Consider the following 21,039-nt stretch of genomic DNA (forward strand, 5'->3'; position numbering starts at 1 on the left):
ACACGCCCGTGTGACCCTCGAAAATGCTCAAGCAAACGCCTCGACTTGTCGGGGCGTTTGCTTGTCTGGAATACTGATTTTCACTGACGACGATGATCAGGAGGTGTGTTGTGGGCGTAAACGGGATTCAGATACGGCGTTTCGTGCCGAGCGACGAGTCAGGTGTGTCGGCGATGATTCTGCCGATCCAGCGTGAAGAGTTCGGTATTCCCATTACCGCCGAAGACCAGCCTGACCTGAAAGCGATTCCGGAGTTTTACCAGACCGGCACAGGGGATTTCTGGGTCGCGGTACAAGACGATCAGGTCATCGGCAGCATCGGTCTCAGAGACATCGGCGCAGGGCAGGCAGCACTGCGCAAGATGTTTGTCGCCGCCCCGTTTCGCGGCCGGGAATTCTCCGTTGCAGCCAGACTGCTCGAGCGCCTGATCGAGGAATCAACTCGCAAGGGCGTCAGCGAAGTATTCCTGGGCACGACCGACAAGTTTCACGCTGCGCATCGCTTCTATGAAAAGCACGGCTTTAGAGAGATCACCAAGGAGGACCTGCCTGCGAGCTTTCCGTTGATCGCGGTGGACAGCAAGTTCTATGTGCTGGCCTTGAAAGAACAATGACGTGGCTACACCGCAGCGGTGTCGGCGAACCGCAATGCAGCAGAACGCCGACAGCCATAGAGGGCGCGCGAACCCGCGTGCTCCGTTACAGGCGCTCAAGTCCCCTGAATGCCTGACTGGCTTTTCAGCGTGTTGAAAATGTCCATCGCCGAGCTGTCCCCAGATGTGATGTTGGCGGCGTAATGGGCGGGGTATTGGGCCTTTTCTATGGGTGGCAGCTGGTCGTAATGGGCGAGAAGCATCACCAGTGTTTGCGTGCTTTTGCCGGTTTCGTTGTATTCGTCGGTATATCTTTGGCAGATGGCCCTTTTCCATACTTGCTCTTGAGCGTAGTTTTCGGAGTACGCAGCACTTCTTTCGTTAATTGTGAAGTCGCTATCTTCGTCGTACATGATCAGCCTCAGTTGATCTTGAGATAACCCCGCGAACGGATTTGCTCCTGCCCCGTTCTTGAACGAAGTCGCTTGCCTGGCCCTTTCGAGCAGTGCAGGGTCGTCCGTGTCCGGTATCTCTGCGTCGTGCAGTTTTCTATTGGAGTAATAGCTGTTGCCTGCAATTTTGTCACTGATGCTTTTTGCTAGAGAGCCCAAGCTTTTGAAGTCAAGACCGCTGTCGCGAACCTGGGCGCGTGCGGCACTATTGCTCAATTGACTGGACAATTTCGAGAGGGTGGCGCTGTCAATGGCTGGCTCAGAAGTGTGCTCTTTTAGGCGGGAACTTATATTCGTGACGGAGGTACTTTTCTCGACAGTCGTTACTATAGTGTTATGGGTGAGGTGGGCGACGGATGTTGTATCAATCATGCTGCGTCCTCGCTGCTGGGGCCAATCCATGGCTTTATATTCACTCCCTGTATCGGCCAAGCCGGAGTCAGCTTTAACTTTCCGTTAAAAACGTGCGTATCAAAATGCGACACGCACGCTTCGGCGCTTATTTCATTGTGAATTCAGCAGCCCACGCATAAGTGGAAAGATTGGTGGCACGAGACGTCGCCGTGCAGACAGCGCCACCTTCGGAGTTTGCGGTCCGGTTCCACTTTGGCACCTTGACACCACCCGCACCGGGAAGCTTTATGAAGGTGGTCGAGAATACGCAAACTTTGGAGCCCATGACGTAGCGAACACTGGCGTAGTTTGTATCCGGTGATAGAGTGCTTTGCGTGGAGTAACTATCTGAATCCCCAGGCTGGACGTTTGGTGCAATAGCCGTTCTGGTATTACGCTGAGTCGATACTTCGTTGCGGGTGACGACTTTATACTCCGCCACGTCCGTGCCCAGATTTTTAAAAGTTAAAGTCACCGGCGGCCCCGCCTGCGCAGCAACAGCGGCGCATAGTGTATGCGAGCGCGAAAGAAGTCAGTAAAATTTTTTTGGCTTTCATTATGGGTCGTTCCTGAGTCAAGTAATTAAATTCGTATTTTTTAAGCAAGGCTGGCGCAAGACGGCACTGCACTATTAATTCGTGGCCGCAGCCTGTCGCCCAGATAAAACCACTGGCGTATGAGTGCGCAGTTGTGAGCGCCGCTCACGTAAAGCATTCTTTATTTAGAAGGTATACAGAGGAAAACTCTATGGTGAAACACAGGCAATTCCGCTGCACGGGTCAGACGAAAAGATTAATTTTTCGCAGTTCGTGATGATGTTTTAGCACGATGGGCGGGAAAGAAAAGTAGGAAACTTCTGATTCTTTGCAAATCAGTTAATGACGATAATTGTTCTTGTCTTTTAGTATCGAGTTGGATTAACTGCGCTGGCAGAAATTGTAAGTGTGCAGATTAAAGCGCCCCTCAGAGCTGAAGGGCGCATCTCTCTACTTCACGTCACCGCATAAAACTTGCGCACATACGCAGTGCTGGTCCACTTGCAGGGCGCGCCTTGGGCGACGAATACGGTATCGCCGGTGTTCACGGTCAGGCTCGGGCCGTTTTCCAGGCTCAGCTCGACGCTGCCTTCGATCAGGTTCATCAGTTCATGGATCTTGTGCGGCCGCGAGATGCGCTCGTAGGGTGTCGAGTCCCACACGCCGATACGCAGGGTGCTGGCGGTGTCTTCGAAGAGGTTGTTGCTGCGGCATTGCGGCAGCGCGCTGATCATGATCGCCGGGTCTGGCGGTGAAGACGGCGTGAGCGTGGCGAGGCGGTCGAGCGCGGTGATGCCGGGCTTGTCTGGCCCGCTGGCCTGGGTGGACGCGCAGAACGCCCAGAGGCTGTCCGGTTGCGCGTCGATACGTACTTGAGTGCCGCGACCGATCACGGCACTTTCGCCGGTCTTGATGGTGAGGCTCTCGGCACCGGAGGTCAGGGTGACGGACCCGCGATGCATCACCAGCATTTCGGTGTAGGGGTAGGCTGCCACTGACAGCGACGTGCCGAAGTGCACGAGGCCGGCCGCAATGCCCTGATCATCGATGAACGCTGTGCGACGCTCAGTATCGAACGAGTCATGCGCATCGATGGGGCCAGTGGTGAATTCGGTGTCTACCGGGCTGAGGTCAGCGCGGGCCAATAGCAAAACAGTGGGTTGGGGCATCGGGTCGGGCTCCTGAAGTTGAAGCGTTGATGATCGTTCCCACGCTCCGGACTCAGCGTCATACACAAATCCGCTTTTGCTTCTGGCCGGAGGCCGTAGGAGCGAACTTGTTCGCGAAAGGGCCGGTATGATCGCCTGTCTTCGCGAACAAGTTCGCTCCTACGCCCTGCGGGCAGAAGCCTGAAAGGCACGCATTCTGGGCTCTCCAGGACTTATGTATAACGATGAGCGCTCTGCGTGGTAATGCATTTCGTGACGCTCTGCGAGAGCATTGGCACGATGAGGTGCTTACGGGCGATCAGCCGATCGCCTGGGTTATCAACGCAAACTGGCTCACACCTTCGCGGGCTTGCGGAACTGCGCCCATGCTCATGCAGGTCACGCTGTCGACGCGCTTGAGGCCGGCTTCCTCCAGCCAGTAGGCCAGGCCGCTGTCGGTCGGGATGTCGATACGTACGAAGGCATAAGGCACGCGAGCCAGCAGCTCTCCAATCATGTGCCTGGCCTGGTCAACGCTCTGGGCAACAACAGGGCCGATGCACAGGCCACGACCGAACGGGCGCAACAGGGCAAAGGCCTGCAACTGGCCGTCGCGCTCAATGCCGACAGCGTGTTCAAGGTTGTTCAGCACATCGCCCAGCGTCACCGAGCGGTCCATACCCGAACCGGCGTTGGCCAGTTCCAGCACACGAGGGTGGTCAGCCTCGCTCAGCCCCCGGCAACGTTCCTGTGCCTTCAGTTCGGTGGTGCCGGGCGGTTGCGCCTGCCCCTGACGCTGCTGGATCTCGCCAAAGCTGACGAACCCCATCTTCGCGTAGAGCGGCGCACCCGCCAGCGTGGCGTTGAGGACCGCCGTGCGCGGCGCGACGCTGCCGACGGCCAGCTCCATCAGCTTGCGACCAATGCCCTTGCCCTGGTAATCGTCACTGACGATCACCAGACCGATGGTGGAAAACTCGCCCTGATGACAGGCAAAGGCACTGCCGATCAACCGCCCGTTGTGTAACGCGACAAAGCCTTGGGCGACACGTTGCAGCATGGCCCAGTCTTCAAGCCGATGCGGCCACTTCAGGGCGATGGACAGTTCATGCGCGTTGCCGACATCGGCGGCGGTCATGGGGCGAAATTCAAAGTCGAGGCGTTGCTGAGCGAGCATGACGTGTCTCCGTCCATAAGGATGCACAGGCAAATAAAAGGTGCGGCAGGTGTGTTGTATCCCACCTGTGGCGAGAGGTGACAAGAGGGCGGAACGCATTCGGCAGATTCCACAAACCGCCGTTCGCCAGACCACAGTTACTGCTTAAATCGGCCGAGGGCTCGGCAGCAAATGCTTGTGGTTTTCGGACCTCAGGCGTTTTTAAACCCCGGCAAACCATTGGCCGTACGCCGAGCTTTTTCAGAGTTTTCCTAGGTGATGAAGCCCAAAAGATACCCGTTTTCCGAGCTGATCTTTCACTCGGGTCGTTGGTGATAATCCCTTCGAAAGCCTCTTAATATTATCCGGATTAAACTGATTGCTTAACTCCGTATCTGCTGCCACAGTTTTCCAGAATGCCTTCCTGAACGTGTCGAAACTGGTAAAGCTTTTACCCCGGAGTTGGTCCGCAATACGAGTTGGGATCGGCGCACCAAGCCCAACCCCGGCACCGGCCAGCCAGATGCCTGTCACGTCCTGCCCCTGCCCTGTCACTGTGCCCGGATCGTGGCGCACGTTCATCACGATGTAGAGCGGTTTTATACCCGAGTCGGCCGGAAAAACGAGGATGAAATCCTTGTAATCAGGCGGATGAATCGGGTCAACGATCATGTTATCCGCTTGTTCGGTCGGCGGATAAATCCAGATATGCGGGGCTTGTGGAGCGGCTTCCATTGCTGGAATGCCCAGCGTGTCAGAAGGATTGGCAGCAGGCGTCCAGATTAATGTAATGCCGTCGCCAAAATCGGCCACCTGCTGTACCGGAATCTCATCCCTGATGGCACCTAATGCCAGGCTGTCTAGCGGGTGGCACCTAATGCCCTTCGGGCAGATCAAGATATGGCCTTAGGCCTCTTTGAAGCCCGGTAAACCATTGGAAAGACAGTAGTCTTTGATTGTTTGTACTACGCCGTTCGGCGAGTCATCTAGACCATCTTCTGGGTAGAACAGCAAGTCGCTACCTGCAGGGTGCGGCACGATCTTGTTGAAGTGCTCTACCAAATCTCCACGATCCTCTTCCGTTCCAGCATCGTCGATAGCGTCAATCAGGGCTTTGAATTCGTGCTCTGTGTAGTCGGCAAGAGCGCTCTTAAATTCCATTACTCACCTCCTCTATGAATGTCGATATGACGTCTTGGCGTAACAGCTCGAAGATTGTCGGCATCGTACACGGCACCACCGTCTTTGATTAATTCTACGTGGTGCAGTTCGAATGCGATGCGCTTTCCTGCGTGCTCGCTTTTCGGTGCTGCGGGGGCCAAGCCTTTCGCCATGCCGGACAGGTTACGTGAGCCGAATTGCTGACTTAACTCCGAGTCATTAGCTACCGAGATCCAAAATGCCTTCCTGAACGCGTCGAAACTGGCAAAGCTTTTACCTCGGAGCTGGTCCGCAATACGAGTTGGGATCGGCGCACCAAGCCCAACCCCGGAACCGGCCAGCCAGATGCCTGTCACGTCCTGCCCCTGCCCTGTCACTGTGCCCGGATCGTGGCGCACGTTCATCACGATGTAGAGCGGTTTTATACCCGAGTCGGCCGGAAAAACGAGGATGAAATCCTTGTAATCAGGCGGATGAATCGGGTCAACGATCATGTTATCCGCTTGTTCGGTCGGCGGATAAATCCAGATCTGCGGGGCTTGTGGAGCGGCTTCCATTGCTGGAATGCCCAGCGTGTCAGAAGGATTGGCAGCAGGCGTCCAGATTAATGTAATGCCGTCGCCAAAATCGGCCACCTGCTGTTCGCCCTGGGTAACGAACTGTACGACCGGGATCATCTCCCAGTCGCGGCGCTTCTGAGTGTTGTAACCGTAACCTTTCAGCGTGCCGTCGGCTTGTTGCTCTACGTGCAACCGAACCCGCGTACGGCCTTCCTTGAGCGACTTAATCTGCTCGTCGGTGTACAGACTGCTGTCACCGAGGCTTGACGGCCAAAGCAGTGCAACCACACCGGCCAAAGCACCTGCGGCAACACCTGCCGTAACAACGCCTGTTCCTGTCACCGTGCCAGTCGCAGCCGTTCCCGTTCCCGTGCCCGCAGCAACAGCAGCTCCAGCTGTGCAAAGACCGCCACATGAAGCACCGGCAGAAGCCATGGCCGTTCCGCCGAGCAAGAGGGTTCCTAGGGCCGAAGGTAAGGCACTGCCGCTGATTTTTTTAAGTTGAATGTTGCCGTTAGCGTCCGTTTCGCGACCGCCGAACAAGGCAAATTCGCCATACTCTTTGACCGCATCGGTGGGAATCGCGCCGGAAGGACTAACGTAATTAATCGTGCCGTCAGGCAGCTTGCAGGGTTTGGTAAACGTGCAGCCGACTGCTGGCTGTTCATGCTTTTTGGGCTGCTTGATCAAGCTGGCTTCATAAGCCTGCTGTCTGGCCAACATGGCCTGATAAGGCTTTTGCACTTCTTCGCGTTTGGCAATTTCAGAGTCTGTCATGTCACGGAAATAACGACCGCCGTTACCGCCGCCACCGCCTCCGCCGTAACGTTGCCAAACCTGTGGGACGTCCTTGTTTCTGGCCATATGACTTTCCTTGTTTCGGCCCACAAGGTTAACGGTTGCGAAAACGCGCTCAAATGCTAGCCAATAGCCATTCAAAAAAGAGGGGCTTCGCATAATGGACGCTATGGCTAAATCCTTGCCGGGGCTTCGCGATTTTCCCGGCTTCGGATTCTGCCCGTTCGGGCGGCAATTACCATAACGTCGACCGCATTATGCGAAGCCACAGATACGAAACCTGGGGGCTTCTTGCTGATCATTTGCGCGCAGGCTCGTCAAACAATACCGGCGTGAGAAAAAGAACCAGCTCAGTACTGGCCGATACCGTCGAACTACTGGTGAACAACCATTTGAAGCAGGGATTTTACCTATGAACGGCACGCTTTAACGACGGTTGTATCCAGATCTGAATAAACACCGCCCAAAGCAATGGTCTGGCCAAACGGCGAAAAAAACCGGGACGTCAGGGACGTTGTATTGATCGGCAGCACGCCATTCATAGCGTTGGAGTAATCAGGCTCATCCTTTGAAAGGATGACATCCCGCAGCACGCCCTTATCGTTAACGATCGGAGTTACGTCGAGCGACACCGGAGGTTTTCTGGGCGCATAACACTCTTTATATGGCAGAGGTTTTTGCTTCTTGCCGATCATCAAACGCGGCGCAGTTTCTGCGGCGCAAACCCGCGTGTTTGAGCCCGAGCGCCCTGAAAAGGGTCATAAAAGCGCCGAAAACCGGGCTCTGCCCAAGGCTGGAGCGCCCCGCAAAGTCTGCTGAGCGCGCACCTCAAAACGGTGGTTTCTATCAAGCAGCCATCACTTTTAACGCCATATGCTGATTTCACGGTGTTGTAATGAGGTTGTGCTGCAGCGTGCATCACCGCCCCTGGACATCAGGCCGGATTGCTCGTCATGCCATGACCTCAACGAACTTTCAGGACCGCACACAATGAGCTTTCTTCGACCAAAATTCATTACGTTCGACTGCTACGGCACGTTGACCAATTTCCACATGGGCACCATGACGCGCGAGCTGTTTGCCGACCGCGTTCCGGCTGAACAGATGGATCAGTTCGTCAGGGATTTTTCGGCGTATCGTCTGGATCAGGTCATGGGTGACTGGATGCCATACGACGAAATCCTCAAGGTTGCACTGGCGCGCACCTGCAAGCGCTGGAACGTTGAATACCGCGAAGAAGGCCAACTGTATTACGACGCCGTGCCGACTTGGGGCCCACACGCCGATGTGCCTGCCGGTCTGGCGAAAATCGCCGACAAGATCCCGCTGGTGATTTACTCCAACGCCAGCGACAGCCAGATCATGTCCAACGTCGAAAAGCTCGGTGCACCGTTCCACAAGGTGTTCACCGCCGACCAGGCCAAGGTCTACAAGCCGCGTCTGGCAGCCTTCGAGTTCATGCTCGACAACCTGGGTTGCGGTCCGGAAGACATCTTGCATGTGTCATCGAGCTTCCGTTACGACCTGTTCTCGGCGCATGACATGAAAATCAAAAACAAGGCATTTGTGGCTCGCGGTCATGAACAGCCCGCCAACAGCTTCTACGAATATCATCAGATTCCGGATATCGGCGGACTGGCCGCTCTGGTCGGCCTCTAAGCCAGGCAAATCGCGTGACACCGGCATTTTTCAAGGTGCTCTTCGATGAGTGACAAGGGGAACGATATGCGCAGTGAGTCTTACTGGCTCGATACGGCTCCAGACTTTACCGGCGCGCAGGACGGCGCAGTGGAGGGGCAGGCTGACGTGGTGGTGGTCGGTGGCGGTTTCACCGGCCTTGCGGCGGCGCGTGCATTGGCCTTGAAAGGTGCCAGCGTGGTGGTTCTGGAAGCGGGCCGGGTGATCGGCGAAGCGTCGGGGCGCAATGGCGGACAGTGCAATACCGGCGTGGCCCAGGACTATGCGTCGTTAAGCGCAACCCTGGGTGCCGATCAGGCCCGCGAGTATTACAAGGCTTACGAAAGCGCGGTGCAGAGCGTCGTGACGGTGATCGACGAAGAAAACATCGCCTGCGACGTCAAGCGTAACGGCAAGCTCAAGCTGGCGGCCAAGCCAGGGCATTACGAAGGGCTGGCGCGCACTTGCGAGCTGATCCGCCGTGAAGTCGATGCTGACGTCGAGCTGCTGTCCGCTCAGGACGTGCGCGCCGAAATCGATTCGAACGAGTTTCACGGTGGCCTGCTGCAGCGCAACGGCATACAGATGCATGTCGGACGTTTCGGTCTGGGTCTCGCCGATGCGGCGGTGCGTCATGGCGCAAGGGTGTACCAGAACGCGACGGTAAAGGACTGGAAAGCCAACCGTGGCGGCTTTGTGGTCAACACCTCGAAAGGCTCGATCCAGGCCGGACAGCTGCTGTTGGCGACCGGTGCCTGCCAGCATGGCGGGCTGGGCTGGTATCGCCGGCGCATCGTGCCGGTCGGCAGCTTCGTCATCGTCACTGAAGTGTTGCCGCAAGCGCTGATCGACCAACTGTTTCCCCACCAGCGCGCTTACGTGACCAGCCGTTTGATCGGCAACTATTTCCGCCTCACACCGGACAACCGCCTGCTGTTCGGTGGGCGGGCACGCTTCGCCATGTCCAACAGCAGCTCCGACGCCAAGAGCGGCAAGGTGCTGCAGGCGGCCATGGTGCAGATGTTTCCGCAACTGGCACACGTCAAGGTCGACTACTGCTGGGGCGGGCTGGTGGACATGACCTCCGACCGTCTGCCACGTGCAGGCGAACACAACGGGGTCTTCTACTCGATGGGTTACAGCGGCCACGGTGTGCAGATGTCGGTGCACATGGGGCGGATGATGGCCGAAGTCATGGAAGGCAAGGCGCAGGCCAACCCCTGGAAGGACCTGAGCTGGCCAGCCATTCCCGGCCACTTCGGCAAGCCATGGTTTCTGCCGCTGGTAGGCGCGTATTACCGCTATCAGGACAGCCGCCACTGAGTGTTTGTCTGACCGTCGTCGTGTGTGTTTGAAGGACGCTCCGGCCAACCGTGAGCAATTCGGAATTTCCCCTTTTCGACAGGTAGAACTGATATGGCTGATAAAAAAACCGACTCCGCGTTGATCACAGGTGAAGACAGCCTGCGGGTTTTCGAAGGTCTCAATCGTGGCCTGTCGCGGCGCGATGCGTTGCGCATGCTGGGTGTTGCAGGTGTAGTTGCGGCGGGCTCCACCAGCCTGTTCGGCGCGGCCGGCAAGGTCTTTGCCGACGACGCGGATGCCCCTGTCAAAGGCAAGCCGGGCGGCCGCATTCGGGTTGCCGGCATGTCCAGTTCTACCGCCGATACGCTGGACCCGGCCAAGGGCGCGCTGTCCACCGACTACGTACGTCATTTCATGTTCTACAACGGCCTGACGCGTTTCGACAGCCATCTGGTGCCGCACATGGAACTGGCCGAGAAGATCGAAAGCGACAACGCGACCGTCTGGACCGTGACCCTGCGCCAGGGCGTGACCTTCCACAACGGCAAGGCGCTGACCGCTGGCGACGTGGTGTTCTCCCTGTCGCGCCACAAGGACCCGGCCACCGGCTCGAAAGTCCTGCCACTGATGGCGCAGTTTTCCGAGATCAAGGCCACCGGCCCGCTGGAAGTGCAGATCACCCTCAGCTCGCCAAACGCCGAGCTGCCGTCGATCCTCGCGGTCTCGCACCTGCTGATCGTGCCTGAAGGCACTACCGACTTCAGCAAAGGCATCGGTACCGGGCCGTTCACCGTCAAGGAATTCAACCCTGGCGTGCGCTCGGTCAGTGCGCGCAACCCCAACTACTGGAAGCCGGGCCTGCCGTATCTGGACGAAATCGAATTCATCGCCATCGCCGACGAGCCATCGCGGGTCAATGCGCTGCTGTCCGGCGATGTGCACATGATCAACGAGGTCAATCCGCGCTCGACCACACGCATTGCCGCCAGCGCCAAACACCGCGTGGTCGATGCCCCGTCCGGCAACTACACCGACCTGATCATTCGTCAGGACCAGATGCCTGGCAAGAGCCCGGAATTCACCGAGGCCATGAAGTACCTGCTGGACCGTGAACAGGTCAAATCGGCGGTGTTCCGTGGCTACGCCCGCGTGGGTAACGACCACCCGATCTCGCCAGGCTCGCGCTACTTCAACGCTGACCTGCCACAGCGCGCCTACGACCCGGAAAAAGCCAGATTCCTGCTCAAGAAAGCCGGCATGGAAAAGATCACCATGGCCGTCGCGGCATCGCCTGCCGCGACCGGTTCGGTGGACATCGCCGTGCTGCTGCAACAGTCCGCCAAGCAGGCCGGCCTGACCCTCAACGTCAACCGTTTGCCAAGCGACGGCTACTGGTCCAACCACTGGATGAAGCACCCGCTGAGCTTCGGCAACATCAACCCGCGCCCGAACGCCGACGTAATCTTCTCGCAGTTCTTCCAGTCCACCGCGCCGTGGAATGAATCCGGCTGGAAAAACGACCAGTTCGACCAGTTGCTGTTGCTGGCCCGTGGCGAAACCGACGAAGCCAAGCGCGGCAAAATGTATGGCGACATGCAGGCTCTGGTCAGCCAGAACTGCGGCATTGGCATCCCTGTGTTCATCAGCAACATCGACGGTGTGGACAAGCGTATCCAGGGCTACTCCAGCAACCCGCTGGGCGGCTTCATGGGTTACATGTTCAGCGAGCAGGTGTGGCTGGACGCGTAAATGAAACGCTGAACCGAGCAGGAGGACGCAGATGAATAGCAACACACTCTGGTTGATCGTGCAGCGCTTCGGCGCAGCGATCGTGACGTTGTTGATCGTTTCCATCGTGGTCTTCGCCATAACGGCGGTGTTGCCTGGAGACGCCGCACAACAGGCCCTTGGACAATTCGCGACGCCTGAACAGGTCGCGGCATTGCGTACCCAACTGGGCCTCGATCAGCCAGGTGTGGTGCGTTATCTGCATTGGTTGACCAACCTGCTCGGCGGCAACCTCGGCGAATCGGTCTCCAACGCGATGCCGGTGTCGGAGCTGATTGCCGGACGCTTCCCCAAAACCCTGATGCTGTCGGCCACCACCGCGCTGGTATCGGTGCCGGTAGCGCTGGCACTGGGGATTGGCGCAGCGATGTACCGCGGCAGTCGCCTGGATAGCGCGCTGAATTTCATCACCCTGTCACTGGTCGCCGTACCCGAATTTCTGGTGGCGACGCTGGCGGTGCTGATTTTCGCCGTCAATCTGGGCTGGCTGTCCGCGCTGTCCTACGGCGCCGATGTCAGCTCGCCGTGGCAGTTCATGCGCACCTACGCGTTGCCGGTGATGACCCTGTGCTGCGTGATCGTGGCGCAGATGGCGCGCATGACCCGCGCTGCGGTCATCGACCAGCTGGACAGCCCGTATGTGGAAATGGCGCGCCTCAAGGGCGTCAGCCCGGTGCGTATCGTATTGCGCCACGCCTTGCCGAACGCCATCGGGCCGATCGTCAACGCCGTGGCACTGAGCCTGTCGTACCTGCTCGGCGGCGTCGTCATCGTCGAGACCATCTTCAACTATCCCGGCATCGCCAGCCTGATGGTCGATGCCGTGACCAACCGTGACATGGCCCTGGTACAGGGCTGCACGATGCTGTTCTGCTCCGCTTACCTTGGGTTGGTGCTGATGGCCGACCTGTGTGCAATTCTTTCCAATCCGAGGCTGAGAACCCAATGACTCAATTCATTGCGAAATCGACGCCTGCGGCGCCGCAACCGGTGCTTCGCAAAAAGGCTTCCCGTCCGACCTCATGGCTTGGCCTGCTGGGCGCTACGGTGTGCTTCATCTGGTTGATGGTCGCTCTGTTCGGCCCTTGGCTGGCACCGCATCCGGTGGGCGAAGTGGTCTCTGACAACATGTTCGAAAACATGAGCGCAGCCTACCCGTTCGGCACTGATTACCTGGGCCGCGACATGCTCAGCCGCGTGCTGGTCGGCGCGCGCTTCACCGTCGGCCTGGCATTGATTTCTGCCGTGCTGGCCAGCGGCATCGGCACGCTGTGCGCGCTGCTGTCAGTGGTCGCGCCAAAATGGCTGGACGAGATCATCAGCCGCCTGATGGACGCGTTCATCTCGATCCCCAGCAAAATGCTGGCGCTGATCATGGTCTCGGCATTCGGCTCGTCCGAGGTGCTGCTGATCTGCACGGCGGTACTGAGCTACACGCCAGGCGCATTTCGGATCGCGCGCAGCCTGGCGGTGAACATCGAGGCGCTGGAGTACGTGCAAGTGGCGCGCACACGCGGCGAGGGCCGTATCTACATTGCCTGCCGGGAAATCCTGCCGAACATGCTCAACCCGGTCATGACCGACCTGGGCCTGCGCTTCGGCTTCATCGTCTTGCTGCTCAGCGGCATGAGCTTTCTGGGGCTCGGTGTACAACCGCCTGACGCCGACCTTGGCTCGCTGGTCCGCGAGAACATCGGCGGGCTCAGCCAGGGCGCGCCGGCCATCGTGATCCCGGCACTGGCCATCGGCACTCTGACCATCGGCGTGAACCTGCTCATCGACCGGCTGGCCTCGCGGCGCGGTCGTCGTTCGGGAGGGCATTGAGATGAGCCAGTTGATTCGTGTGCAAGACCTGCGCGTGGTTGCCGATGGCGACCATGGCGAGCTGGAGATCGTCAAAGGTGTCAGCTTTGCGCTGGAAAAAGGTGAAGTGCTGGCACTGATCGGTGAGTCGGGCTCCGGCAAGACCACCATCGCGCTGGCCCTGCTGGGTTACGCCCGACGCGGTTGCACGCTGGCCGGCGGGGTGGTTCAAGTGGGCGAGCACGACATGCTCAGCCTGCCCGAAAGCCAATTGCAGGGCCTGCGTGGTAATCGCGTTTCCTACATCGCGCAAAGCGCCGCAGCGGCCTTCAACCCGGCAAAAAAGCTGATCGATCAGGTGATCGAAGGTGCGTTGATTCACGGCCTGGGCAGCCGCACGGAACTGGAAGCCAAGGCCGTCGAACTGTTCCGCGACCTGGCGCTGCCCAATCCGGAAAGCATCGGCCGGCGTTATCCGCATCAGGTCTCGGGCGGCCAGTTGCAGCGCGTCATGGCGGCCATGGCGCTGATCAGTGATCCGTTGCTGGTAATCCTCGACGAGCCGACCACCGCACTGGACGTCACCACGCAGATCGACGTGCTGCGCGCGTTCAAGCGGGTGGTCCGCGACCGCGGTGCCACGGCGGTTTATGTCTCCCACGACCTTGCGGTGGTGGCGCAGATGGCCGATCAGATCGTGGTGCTCAATGGCGGGCGGATCATCGAACAGAGCAGCACCGCGGCACTGCTCAAAGGCCCTGCGGACGCCTACACCCGCAGCCTGCTGGCGGCAGCGCGCCCGGACAAGGTGTTGAGCCCGGCCAGCGAAGTGGTCAAGGACAGCACGCTGTTGACCATCAAGGGACTGACGGCGGGCTACGGCAAAAAGAACCTGCAAGGCATGCCGATGATTCGCGTGCTGGAAGACATCGACCTGACCATCCGCCGTGGTCAGGCCATCGGCGTGATAGGCGAGTCCGGCTCGGGCAAATCGACGCTGGCCCGCGTGGTCGCCGGTCTTCTGGACCCGGCGCATGGCAGCCTGACGTTCGACGGTGCCGAATTGTCCGGCACCCTGGCGGGTCGTACCGAAGAACAGTTCCGGCGCATCCAGATGGTGTTCCAGAACGCCGACACCGCACTCAACCCGATGCACAGCATCAGTGCAATTCTGGCGCGCCCGCTGAAGATGTATTTCGGCCTGAAGGGCAAGGCCCTGCGCGAGCGCATCGACGAGCTGATGGACCTGGTGCGCCTGCCCCGCGAGCTGGCCGAGCGGCTTCCCAACGAACTCTCGGGCGGGCAGAAACAACGCGTCAACCTGGCCCGCGCGCTGGCGGCCAAGCCCGACCTGATCCTCTGTGATGAAGTGACCTCGGCGCTGGATACCGTGGTGGGTGCGTGCATCCTTGAACTGCTCGGCGAACTGCGCCGCAAGCTGGGGGTTTCCTACCTGTTCATCAGCCACGACATCTCCACCGTTCGCGCGCTGTGCGACGACATCGTGGTGATGTACAGCGGCCACAAGGTCGAAGAGGGCAGCCGCGAAGCCTTCAGCCGAATGCCGTTCCACCCCTACACCGACTTGCTGGTGCATTCGGTGCCGGAACTGCGTCAGGGCTGGCTGGAGACCTGCGGCGTAACCAGCGGCAACCTGCCGCCCATCAGCGCACCGGCCAACAATCCGGAGCTGTGCACCTTCCTCAATCGCTGCCCGGCCCGAATCGAAGGCCTGTGCAACAAGACCGCGCCGGGTCGTCGCCTGATCGCAGGTGGCAGCGAGATCCTTTGCCACCGCGACAGCGACGAGCTGCAGGCCGTGCAAGAAAACCTGAATCCTGAAACCGTCGGAGCTTACGCATGAATGGCCGTTTTGTGAGGCTGGGCGAGCGTGATCGCCCGGTCGTGAGCCTGATGGTCGATGGCGCGCCCATCGAGGCATTGCAGGGCGATACCCTGATGGTGGCGTTGCTGACCCGCAAGGCCACGCTGCGCCAGTCCGAATTCGACACCGGGCGCCGTGCAGGTTTCTGTCTGATGGGCGCCTGCCAGGATTGCTGGGTCTGGACCCGCAGCGGCGAGCGGCTGCGCGCCTGCTCCAACGAAGTCCGCGACGGACTCGACATCGTCACCACCCAACCGGAGGCGAAATGGCCACTTCTTCACGGTTAGACGTTCGCAACCCTGGCAGCCCGAGAGTGGTCATCATCGGCGCCGGCCCGGCAGGCACCCGCTGCGCCGAAACCTTGCTGGCTGCGGGCATCAAACCGATCCTGATCGACGAAAACCGGCGTGACGGCGGGCAGATCTATCGCCGTCAGCCAGAAGGCTTCAAACGCGATTATTCGGCGCTGTATGGCACCGAAGCGGCCAAAGCGCGTGACCTGCATGAAAGCTTCGATCGCTTGCGCACGCAGATCGACTACCGCCCCGACACCCTGGCCTGGAACCTGACCCACGGCGAGCTGTGCTGTGCCAGTCAGGGCGTGCACACCGTGATCGAATACGACGCGCTGATCCTGTGTGCCGGGGCCACCGACCGTCTGATGCCGATCAAGGGCTGGCAACTGGCAGGCACCTACAGCCTGGGCGGCTCGCAGATTGCGCTCAAATCGCAATCGGTCTCGATTGGCAGTCGCGTGGTGTTCATGGGCAGCGGCCCGCTGCTGTACCTGGTTGCCAGCCAATACGTCAAAGCCGGTGCCGATGTCGCTGCAGTACTCGACACCTCACCGTTCGGCAAACGCGTCAGCGCGATGCCCAAATTGCTGGCGCGCCCCGGTCTGCTGTTCAACGGCATGAAACTGCTGGGCCAACTGTACAGCGCCGGGGTGCCGGTGCATCTGGGCGTGCAGCCCGAGGAAATCATCGGCAGCGAACAGGACGGCGTCACCGGCGTGCGTGTGAAGCTGGCCAATGGCACCGCGCTGAACGTCGATTGCGATGCCCTGGCGCTGGGTTATCACCTGCGTCCGGAAACCCAGTTGGCTGATCTGGCCGGCTGCCAGTTGCGCTTCGACGAAGCGTCCGGGCAATGGGTGCTGGCAGTCGATGAAGAGGGGCGTACCTCGGTCAAAGGTTTTTACGCCGCAGGTGACGGCGCGAAGATTCGTGGCGCCGATGCGGCGGAACAGGCCGGGCGACTGGTGGCGATGGCGCTGCTGGAAGACCTTGACCTGCCTGTGGATAACTCGCGTCAGGCAGAAGTGCGCAAGAGCCTGGTGGTAATGGACCGCTTTCGGGTCGGGCTGGCCGAAGCGTTTCCGTGGCCTGCGGCCCAGGCGGCGGCCTTGCCGGATGATGCGATTGTCTGCCGCTGCGAGATGATCAGCGCCGGAGAGTTGCGCGGCGTCGTACGAGAAAAGGGCGCCTGCGAAGTCAACCGCGCCAAGGCTTTCAGTCGCGTCGGCATGGGCCGCTGCCAGGGCCGTTACTGCTCGCAGGCCGGGGCCGAAGTGATCGCAGCCGAAGCCGGCGTGCCGGTCGAACAGGTCGGTCGTCAGCGCGGTCAGGCACCGGTCAAACCGCTGTCGATGCTGATCGACGAGGTGACATCATGAAGCAGCCAAAGGTGGACGTACTGATTGTCGGCGGCGGCTTCATGGGCTCGGCATCAGCGTTCTTTCTGCGCCAGCGCGGCAAGTCGGTGACGCTGCTGGAGCGCGACGTGATCGGCCAGTATGCCAGCGGCGTGAACTTCGGCAACGTGCGCCGTCAGGGCCGGCATCTCGGTCAGCTGGAACTCGCCAACCGTTCCAGAGCCCTTTGGCAGCGGCTGCCGGAGCTGATCGGTGAAGACCTGGAATTCCTCCCCAGCGGCCACATGCGCGTCTGCTACCGCGAGGACGAAATCGCCGAGCTGGAAGCCTACGCAGCAGCCCCGGAAGCCCGTGAGCTGGACCTGAAAATCTACAGCGGGCAAGCGCTGCACGAGCGCTTTCCGTTTCTCGGGCCGGACGTGAAGGGCGGGTCTTATGCGCCACACGATGGCCACGCCAACCCGCGCCTGGCTGCACCTGCCTTTGCCCGCGCAGCGATTCGGGCCGGGGCGCGGATCGAAGAGCGCACCGAAGTGGCTCATGTGGAAAAGGTCGGTAACGAATTTGAAGTCACCACCACTGACGGGCGCATTTTCAGCGCCGATCAGTTGCTGATCACCGCTGGCGCCTGGGGACAGAAACTCTCCACACAGTTTGGCGAATCCGTGCCGCTGGACACCCATGGTCCGCAGATGGCCGTCACCGAGCCGGTGCCGTATGCACTGCCGACAGTGATCGGCGTGTTCACCAAAATCCCTCACGAAGTGATCTACTTCCGGCAGATCGCCCGCGGCAACATCATCATCGGCGGCGGTTTTCGCAGCAAGCCGGACATGATCAACCGCCGCGCCTATGTCGAGCCGCGCAGCATCGTCAATCAGGTGCAGCAGATGCGTCGCCTGTTGCCCGGTGTCGGCAACCTGAACATCATCCGCGTGTGGAGCGGCATCGAAGGCTACACGCCGGACTCGCTGCCGGTGATGGGCCGCAGCGGCAAGGTCGACGGCCTGTTCTATGCGTTCGGCTTCTGCGGTCACGGCTTCCAGCTCGGACCGGGCGTGGGCGACGTGATGGCCGAACTGATCAGCACCGGCACGACCAGCACCTCGATCAGCCCGTTCGACATCCGCCGGTTTGACGTCAGCCTTGTGGACAACCTCACCGAACAGACGAGTAAAGCCTCATGAGCCCCCGCGCACTGGAAATCCTCAAGCGTCTGATCGCCTTCGACACCGTGTCGTCGGAGCCGAACATGGCGCTGATCGAATACGTCCGCGAACTGCTGGCCAGCAAAGGCATCGAGTCGCTGATCGTCAAGGACGAGACCGGCAAGAAGGCCAACCTGTTCGCCAGCACCGGCCCGCGCGATGTACCGGGCGTGCTGCTGTCCGGCCACACCGACGTGGTTCCTGCGGCCGGTCAGGCATGGACGATGCCACCGTTTCAGGCAACCCTGCGTGACGGACGCATCTACGGCCGTGGCACCTGCGACATGAAGGGCTTTATCGCCTTGGCTATCGACGCAATGCTCGATGCCGCAGACATGACCCTGATGCGCCCGCTGCAACTGGCCTTGTCCCACGACGAAGAGATCGGCTGTGTCGGCGTGCGGCGGCTGCTTGACGTCCTGCATCTGGCACCGGTACGTCCGTTTCTGTGCGTGGTGGGCGAGCCGACCCTGATGCAGTTCGCCGTCGGTCACAAGGGCAAGGCGTCCTATCGCACCTTCTGTCGAGGTCAGGAGGCGCATTCCTCGCTGGCACCGCGCGCGGTCAACGCGATTCACCTGGCCAGCGATTTCATCGCCGAACTGCGCAAGAGCCAGAAGCAGATCGAACAGCAGGGCGCGCGGGACGAGGGCTACGACATTCCCTACAGCACCGTGCACATCGGCCGTATCGATGGCGGCAAGGCGCTGAACATCGTGCCCAACCTGTGCACCCTGGAATTCGAGTACCGCAACCTGCCGGGCGACAACCCCGATCTATTGCTGGAGCAGCTGCGCGAGCGTGCCGAGGTGCTGGTACGTGAAGCGCGACAGCTGTCGGGTGTGGCAGACATCGAGATCGAGGTCATGAACGAATACCCGGCGCTGGAGACCCATCCAAGCGTTGAGGCGGTGCGCCTGCTGCATGCGTTTGCCGAACCGGGCACACAGCACATCAAGGTCTCGTATGGCACCGAGGGTGGTCTGTTCGCCGGGCGCCTGAACGTGCCGGTGGTGGTCTGCGGGCCAGGCTCCATCGAGCAGGCGCACAAGCCGGACGAGTTTATCGACGAGAGTCAGATGGACGCGGGCGAGCGCTTTTTGCAGAGTCTGCTGGGGTCGTTGAAGCAGTAGAGGCTGCCGTCCGCAGGCAAATTTCAGCATCGGACGCTGCCGTTATCGCGCTTTCAGCATCCTGGACTGTGGCGTCTGCCTAGACTGGCAATCATCCCGGAACAGGACTCGATCATGCTCAAGAATCAGTTGAAAGACCCCAGCCTGCTGGTAGACCGCGCCTACGTCGATGGGCAATGGATCAGCGCTGACGATGGTGCAACCCTGACCATCAACAACCCGGCCACCGGCGAGACGCTGGCGCAGGTGCCAGCCCTGCAGGGCGTCGAAACCCGGCGAGCCATTGAAGCGGCCGATCGCGCCTGGCCGGCCTGGCGCGCACGTCCCGCAGCCGAACGCGCGGCGCTGCTGGAGCGCTGGCATCAGGCGATGCTCGACAACGTCGAAGACCTGGCGCTGATCATGACCTTTGAGCAGGGCAAGCCGCTGAACGAGTCGCGCGGCGAGATCCGCTACGGTGCCAGCTTCGTCAAATGGTTCGCCGAAGAGGCGCGTCGCTCGTACGGTGAAACCATTCCCGCGCCCAGTGCAGACCGTCGCTTGATGACCCTCAAGCAACCAGTGGGTGTCTGCGCCGCGATCACGCCGTGGAACTTCCCCAACGCCATGATCACCCGCAAGTGCGCGCCGGCCCTGGCTGCCGGGTGCCCGATCATCGTCAAGCCATCGGACCTCACGCCCTTGTCAGCCCTGGCGCTGGCGGTGCTGGCCGAGCGAGTGGGCATTCCTGCCGGGGTGTTCAACGTCATCACTGGCATGCCCACCGGGATTGGCGAAGAGCTGACCAGCAACCCGGTAGTGCGCAAGATTTCCTTCACCGGTTCGACGCCGGTCGGCCGTCTGCTGATGCGCCAGAGCGCCGAACACATCAAGCGTCTGAGCCTGGAGCTGGGCGGCAACGCACCCTTCATCGTGTTTGACGATGCGGATCTGGAACAGGCAGTGACGGGCATCATGCTCAGCAAATTCCGCAACGCCGGGCAGACCTGCGTGTGCGCCAACCGCATTCTGGTGCAAAACGGCATTTACGACCGCTTCGCTGCACGGCTGGTGGAGGAAGTGAGCAAGCTCAAGGTCGGCAACGGTCTGGAAGAGGGCGTGACCATCGGCCCGCTGATCAATCCGGCAGCGGTCAGCAAAGTCGCCCGGCATATCGACGATGCACTGAGCCAGGGGGCGAAACTGCTGCACGGCGGTTCTCCCGACGGCACCAGCCAGTTCGTCCAGCCCACGGTATTGGGCGATACCCACGCGGGCATGCTGCTGGCCAACGAAGAAACCTTCGGGCCTGTTGCGCCACTGATGCGCTTCACCGACGAAGCCGAAGCGCTGGCACTGGCCAACGCCACGCCTTATGGCCTTGGTGCGTATTACTTCACCCAGGACCTGCGCCGCTCGTGGCGTTTCGGCGAGGCGCTGGAGTTCGGCATGGTCGGCCTCAACACCGGCATCATTTCCATGGAAGTCGCCCCGTTCGGCGGCATCAAACAATCCGGCTTGGGCCGCGAAGGCTCCAGCTACGGACTGGATGAATACCTGGAAGTGAAGGCGTTTCATGTGGGTGGGTTGTAGCGTTCAGAACGGCGTACCAATACGCGTCGGCACGATAGTTGAGATTATCGTTCCTCACGCTCCAGCGTGGGGACGATGGTCAAAACAATCTAACGCCTTGCCCGCAGCCACTGCCCCAAAAAAAGCGCTTTTCAAGCACGATGGCACAGACGACGCAGAGTGCGACGTTAGTGACGGCTGAGCTCTGGCACTGATCCGGCGCCCCCCGGATCAGTGA

Annotated in this window: 18 protein-coding genes and 2 pseudogenes; 12 read left to right on the forward strand and 8 right to left on the reverse strand. The window is 60.2% G+C overall.

Translation table 11 applies throughout. From position 1 onward, the window contains the following. Positions 1 to 110: 110 nt before the first annotated feature. Positions 111 to 614: a GNAT family N-acetyltransferase gene (locus P406_RS14960; RefSeq protein WP_162234460.1), complete on the forward strand. Its 504-nt coding sequence runs from the start codon at positions 111 to 113 to the stop codon at positions 612 to 614. A 95-nt stretch (positions 615 to 709) separates the two neighbouring features. Here the strand turns inward: P406_RS14960 and P406_RS14965 are convergent, their stop codons facing one another. The 8 genes and pseudogenes from P406_RS14965 to P406_RS27815 all read right to left on the reverse strand — a co-directional run bounded on the left by P406_RS14965 (position 710) and on the right by P406_RS27815 (position 7,492). Further along, positions 710 to 1,417, reverse strand: a complete 708-nt coding sequence (locus P406_RS14965) for a hypothetical protein (protein ID WP_046236611.1) — start codon at positions 1,415 to 1,417, stop codon at positions 710 to 712. A gap of 127 nt (positions 1,418 to 1,544) precedes the next feature. Continuing rightward, positions 1,545 to 1,995: pseudogene (locus tag P406_RS27810) on the reverse strand (hypothetical protein). A 434-nt stretch (positions 1,996 to 2,429) separates the two neighbouring features. Further along, entirely contained in the window at positions 2,430 to 3,143 is a 714-nt protein-coding gene (locus P406_RS14970) for a cupin domain-containing protein (protein WP_046236612.1), read from the reverse strand. Between the two features lie 298 nt (positions 3,144 to 3,441). After that, positions 3,442 to 4,299: a GNAT family N-acetyltransferase gene (locus P406_RS14975; RefSeq protein WP_046236613.1), complete on the reverse strand. Its 858-nt coding sequence runs from the start codon at positions 4,297 to 4,299 to the stop codon at positions 3,442 to 3,444. A gap of 252 nt (positions 4,300 to 4,551) precedes the next feature. Next, positions 4,552 to 5,097 (reverse strand): annotated as a pseudogene (locus tag P406_RS14980) (pyocin-S2/colicin E7-DNase domain-containing protein); the annotation flags it as partial. An 87-nt stretch (positions 5,098 to 5,184) separates the two neighbouring features. Continuing rightward, entirely contained in the window at positions 5,185 to 5,439 is a 255-nt protein-coding gene (locus P406_RS14985; RefSeq protein ID WP_046236614.1) for a bacteriocin immunity protein, read from the reverse strand. Continuing rightward, entirely contained in the window at positions 5,439 to 6,863 is a 1,425-nt protein-coding gene (locus P406_RS14990; protein WP_046236615.1) for a pyocin-S2/colicin E7-DNase domain-containing protein, read from the reverse strand. Before P406_RS14990 ends, P406_RS14985 begins: the two co-directional genes overlap by 1 nt. A 344-nt stretch (positions 6,864 to 7,207) precedes the next feature. After that, a complete protein-coding gene (locus P406_RS27815; RefSeq protein WP_082100817.1) occupies positions 7,208 to 7,492 on the reverse strand; it encodes a secretin GspD/PilQ domain-containing protein in 285 nt (94 codons plus the stop codon). Positions 7,493 to 7,787: 295 nt separating this feature from the next. On the opposite strand from P406_RS27815, the gene P406_RS14995 reads away from it, so the two are divergent. The 11 genes from P406_RS14995 (at position 7,788) to P406_RS15045 (ending at position 20,822) form a co-directional block, all read left to right on the forward strand. Continuing rightward, positions 7,788 to 8,456 carry a haloacid dehalogenase type II gene (locus tag P406_RS14995; protein WP_003408298.1) on the forward strand — a complete coding sequence of 223 codons (669 nt, stop codon included), beginning with the start codon at positions 7,788 to 7,790 and terminating at the stop codon, positions 8,454 to 8,456. A 66-nt stretch (positions 8,457 to 8,522) separates the two neighbouring features. Beyond that, entirely contained in the window at positions 8,523 to 9,797 is a 1,275-nt protein-coding gene (locus P406_RS15000) for an NAD(P)/FAD-dependent oxidoreductase (RefSeq protein WP_046236624.1), read from the forward strand. 93 nt (positions 9,798 to 9,890) lie between these two features. Continuing rightward, positions 9,891 to 11,528, forward strand: coding sequence for an ABC transporter substrate-binding protein (locus P406_RS15005; protein ID WP_046236616.1), 1,638 nt, complete (start codon positions 9,891 to 9,893; stop codon positions 11,526 to 11,528). A 31-nt stretch (positions 11,529 to 11,559) separates the two neighbouring features. After that, a complete protein-coding gene (locus P406_RS15010; protein WP_003401718.1) occupies positions 11,560 to 12,516 on the forward strand; it encodes an ABC transporter permease in 957 nt (318 codons plus the stop codon). Continuing rightward, the gene (locus tag P406_RS15015) at positions 12,513 to 13,391 is read left to right on the forward strand and encodes an ABC transporter permease (protein ID WP_004412237.1); all 879 of its coding nucleotides are present in this window, start codon (positions 12,513 to 12,515) and stop codon (positions 13,389 to 13,391) included. The genes P406_RS15010 and P406_RS15015 overlap by 4 nt, the downstream gene beginning before the upstream one ends. Position 13,392: 1 nt before the next feature. Further along, a complete protein-coding gene (locus tag P406_RS15020) occupies positions 13,393 to 15,234 on the forward strand; it encodes an ABC transporter ATP-binding protein (RefSeq protein WP_046236617.1) in 1,842 nt (613 codons plus the stop codon). Further along, entirely contained in the window at positions 15,231 to 15,542 is a 312-nt protein-coding gene (locus P406_RS15025) for a (2Fe-2S)-binding protein (protein WP_003413966.1), read from the forward strand. Before P406_RS15020 ends, P406_RS15025 begins: the two co-directional genes overlap by 4 nt. Continuing rightward, the gene (locus P406_RS15030; protein WP_046236618.1) at positions 15,521 to 16,930 is read left to right on the forward strand and encodes an FAD/NAD(P)-dependent oxidoreductase; all 1,410 of its coding nucleotides are present in this window, start codon (positions 15,521 to 15,523) and stop codon (positions 16,928 to 16,930) included. The genes P406_RS15025 and P406_RS15030 overlap by 22 nt, the downstream gene beginning before the upstream one ends. After that, the gene (locus P406_RS15035) at positions 16,927 to 18,096 is read left to right on the forward strand and encodes an NAD(P)/FAD-dependent oxidoreductase (protein WP_046236619.1); all 1,170 of its coding nucleotides are present in this window, start codon (positions 16,927 to 16,929) and stop codon (positions 18,094 to 18,096) included. The genes P406_RS15030 and P406_RS15035 overlap by 4 nt, the downstream gene beginning before the upstream one ends. Further along, complete coding sequence (gene argE, locus P406_RS15040) at positions 18,093 to 19,250, forward strand: acetylornithine deacetylase (RefSeq protein ID WP_046236620.1); 1,158 nt, start codon at positions 18,093 to 18,095, stop codon at positions 19,248 to 19,250. The genes P406_RS15035 and argE overlap by 4 nt, the downstream gene beginning before the upstream one ends. Positions 19,251 to 19,364: 114 nt before the next feature. Beyond that, a complete protein-coding gene (locus P406_RS15045) occupies positions 19,365 to 20,822 on the forward strand; it encodes an NAD-dependent succinate-semialdehyde dehydrogenase (RefSeq protein WP_046236621.1) in 1,458 nt (485 codons plus the stop codon). The last annotated feature ends 217 nt before the right edge of the window (positions 20,823 to 21,039 follow it).

Origin of the sequence: Pseudomonas syringae pv. coryli str. NCPPB 4273, assembly GCF_000972175.1 — a bacterium.
GTDB lineage: Bacteria > Pseudomonadota > Gammaproteobacteria > Pseudomonadales > Pseudomonadaceae > Aquipseudomonas > Aquipseudomonas syringae.

Coding starts and splice junctions, on each gene's coding strand:
- P406_RS14965 (WP_046236611.1), bottom strand. CDS start 1,417: ATGATTGATACAACATCCGTCGCCCACCTCACCCATAACACTATAGTA.
- P406_RS14970 (WP_046236612.1), bottom strand. CDS start 3,143: ATGCCCCAACCCACTGTTTTGCTATTGGCCCGCGCTGACCTCAGCCCG.
- P406_RS14975 (WP_046236613.1), bottom strand. CDS start 4,299: ATGCTCGCTCAGCAACGCCTCGACTTTGAATTTCGCCCCATGACCGCC.
- P406_RS14985 (WP_046236614.1), bottom strand. CDS start 5,439: ATGGAATTTAAGAGCGCTCTTGCCGACTACACAGAGCACGAATTCAAA.
- P406_RS14990 (WP_046236615.1), bottom strand. CDS start 6,863: ATGGCCAGAAACAAGGACGTCCCACAGGTTTGGCAACGTTACGGCGGA.
- P406_RS27815 (WP_082100817.1), bottom strand. CDS start 7,492: ATGATCGGCAAGAAGCAAAAACCTCTGCCATATAAAGAGTGTTATGCG.
- P406_RS14995 (WP_003408298.1), top strand. CDS start 7,788: ATGAGCTTTCTTCGACCAAAATTCATTACGTTCGACTGCTACGGCACG.
- P406_RS15000 (WP_046236624.1), top strand. CDS start 8,523: ATGCGCAGTGAGTCTTACTGGCTCGATACGGCTCCAGACTTTACCGGC.
- P406_RS15005 (WP_046236616.1), top strand. CDS start 9,891: ATGGCTGATAAAAAAACCGACTCCGCGTTGATCACAGGTGAAGACAGC.
- P406_RS15010 (WP_003401718.1), top strand. CDS start 11,560: ATGAATAGCAACACACTCTGGTTGATCGTGCAGCGCTTCGGCGCAGCG.
- P406_RS15015 (WP_004412237.1), top strand. CDS start 12,513: ATGACTCAATTCATTGCGAAATCGACGCCTGCGGCGCCGCAACCGGTG.
- P406_RS15020 (WP_046236617.1), top strand. CDS start 13,393: ATGAGCCAGTTGATTCGTGTGCAAGACCTGCGCGTGGTTGCCGATGGC.
- P406_RS15025 (WP_003413966.1), top strand. CDS start 15,231: ATGAATGGCCGTTTTGTGAGGCTGGGCGAGCGTGATCGCCCGGTCGTG.
- P406_RS15030 (WP_046236618.1), top strand. CDS start 15,521: ATGGCCACTTCTTCACGGTTAGACGTTCGCAACCCTGGCAGCCCGAGA.
- P406_RS15035 (WP_046236619.1), top strand. CDS start 16,927: ATGAAGCAGCCAAAGGTGGACGTACTGATTGTCGGCGGCGGCTTCATG.
- argE (WP_046236620.1), top strand. CDS start 18,093: ATGAGCCCCCGCGCACTGGAAATCCTCAAGCGTCTGATCGCCTTCGAC.
- P406_RS15045 (WP_046236621.1), top strand. CDS start 19,365: ATGCTCAAGAATCAGTTGAAAGACCCCAGCCTGCTGGTAGACCGCGCC.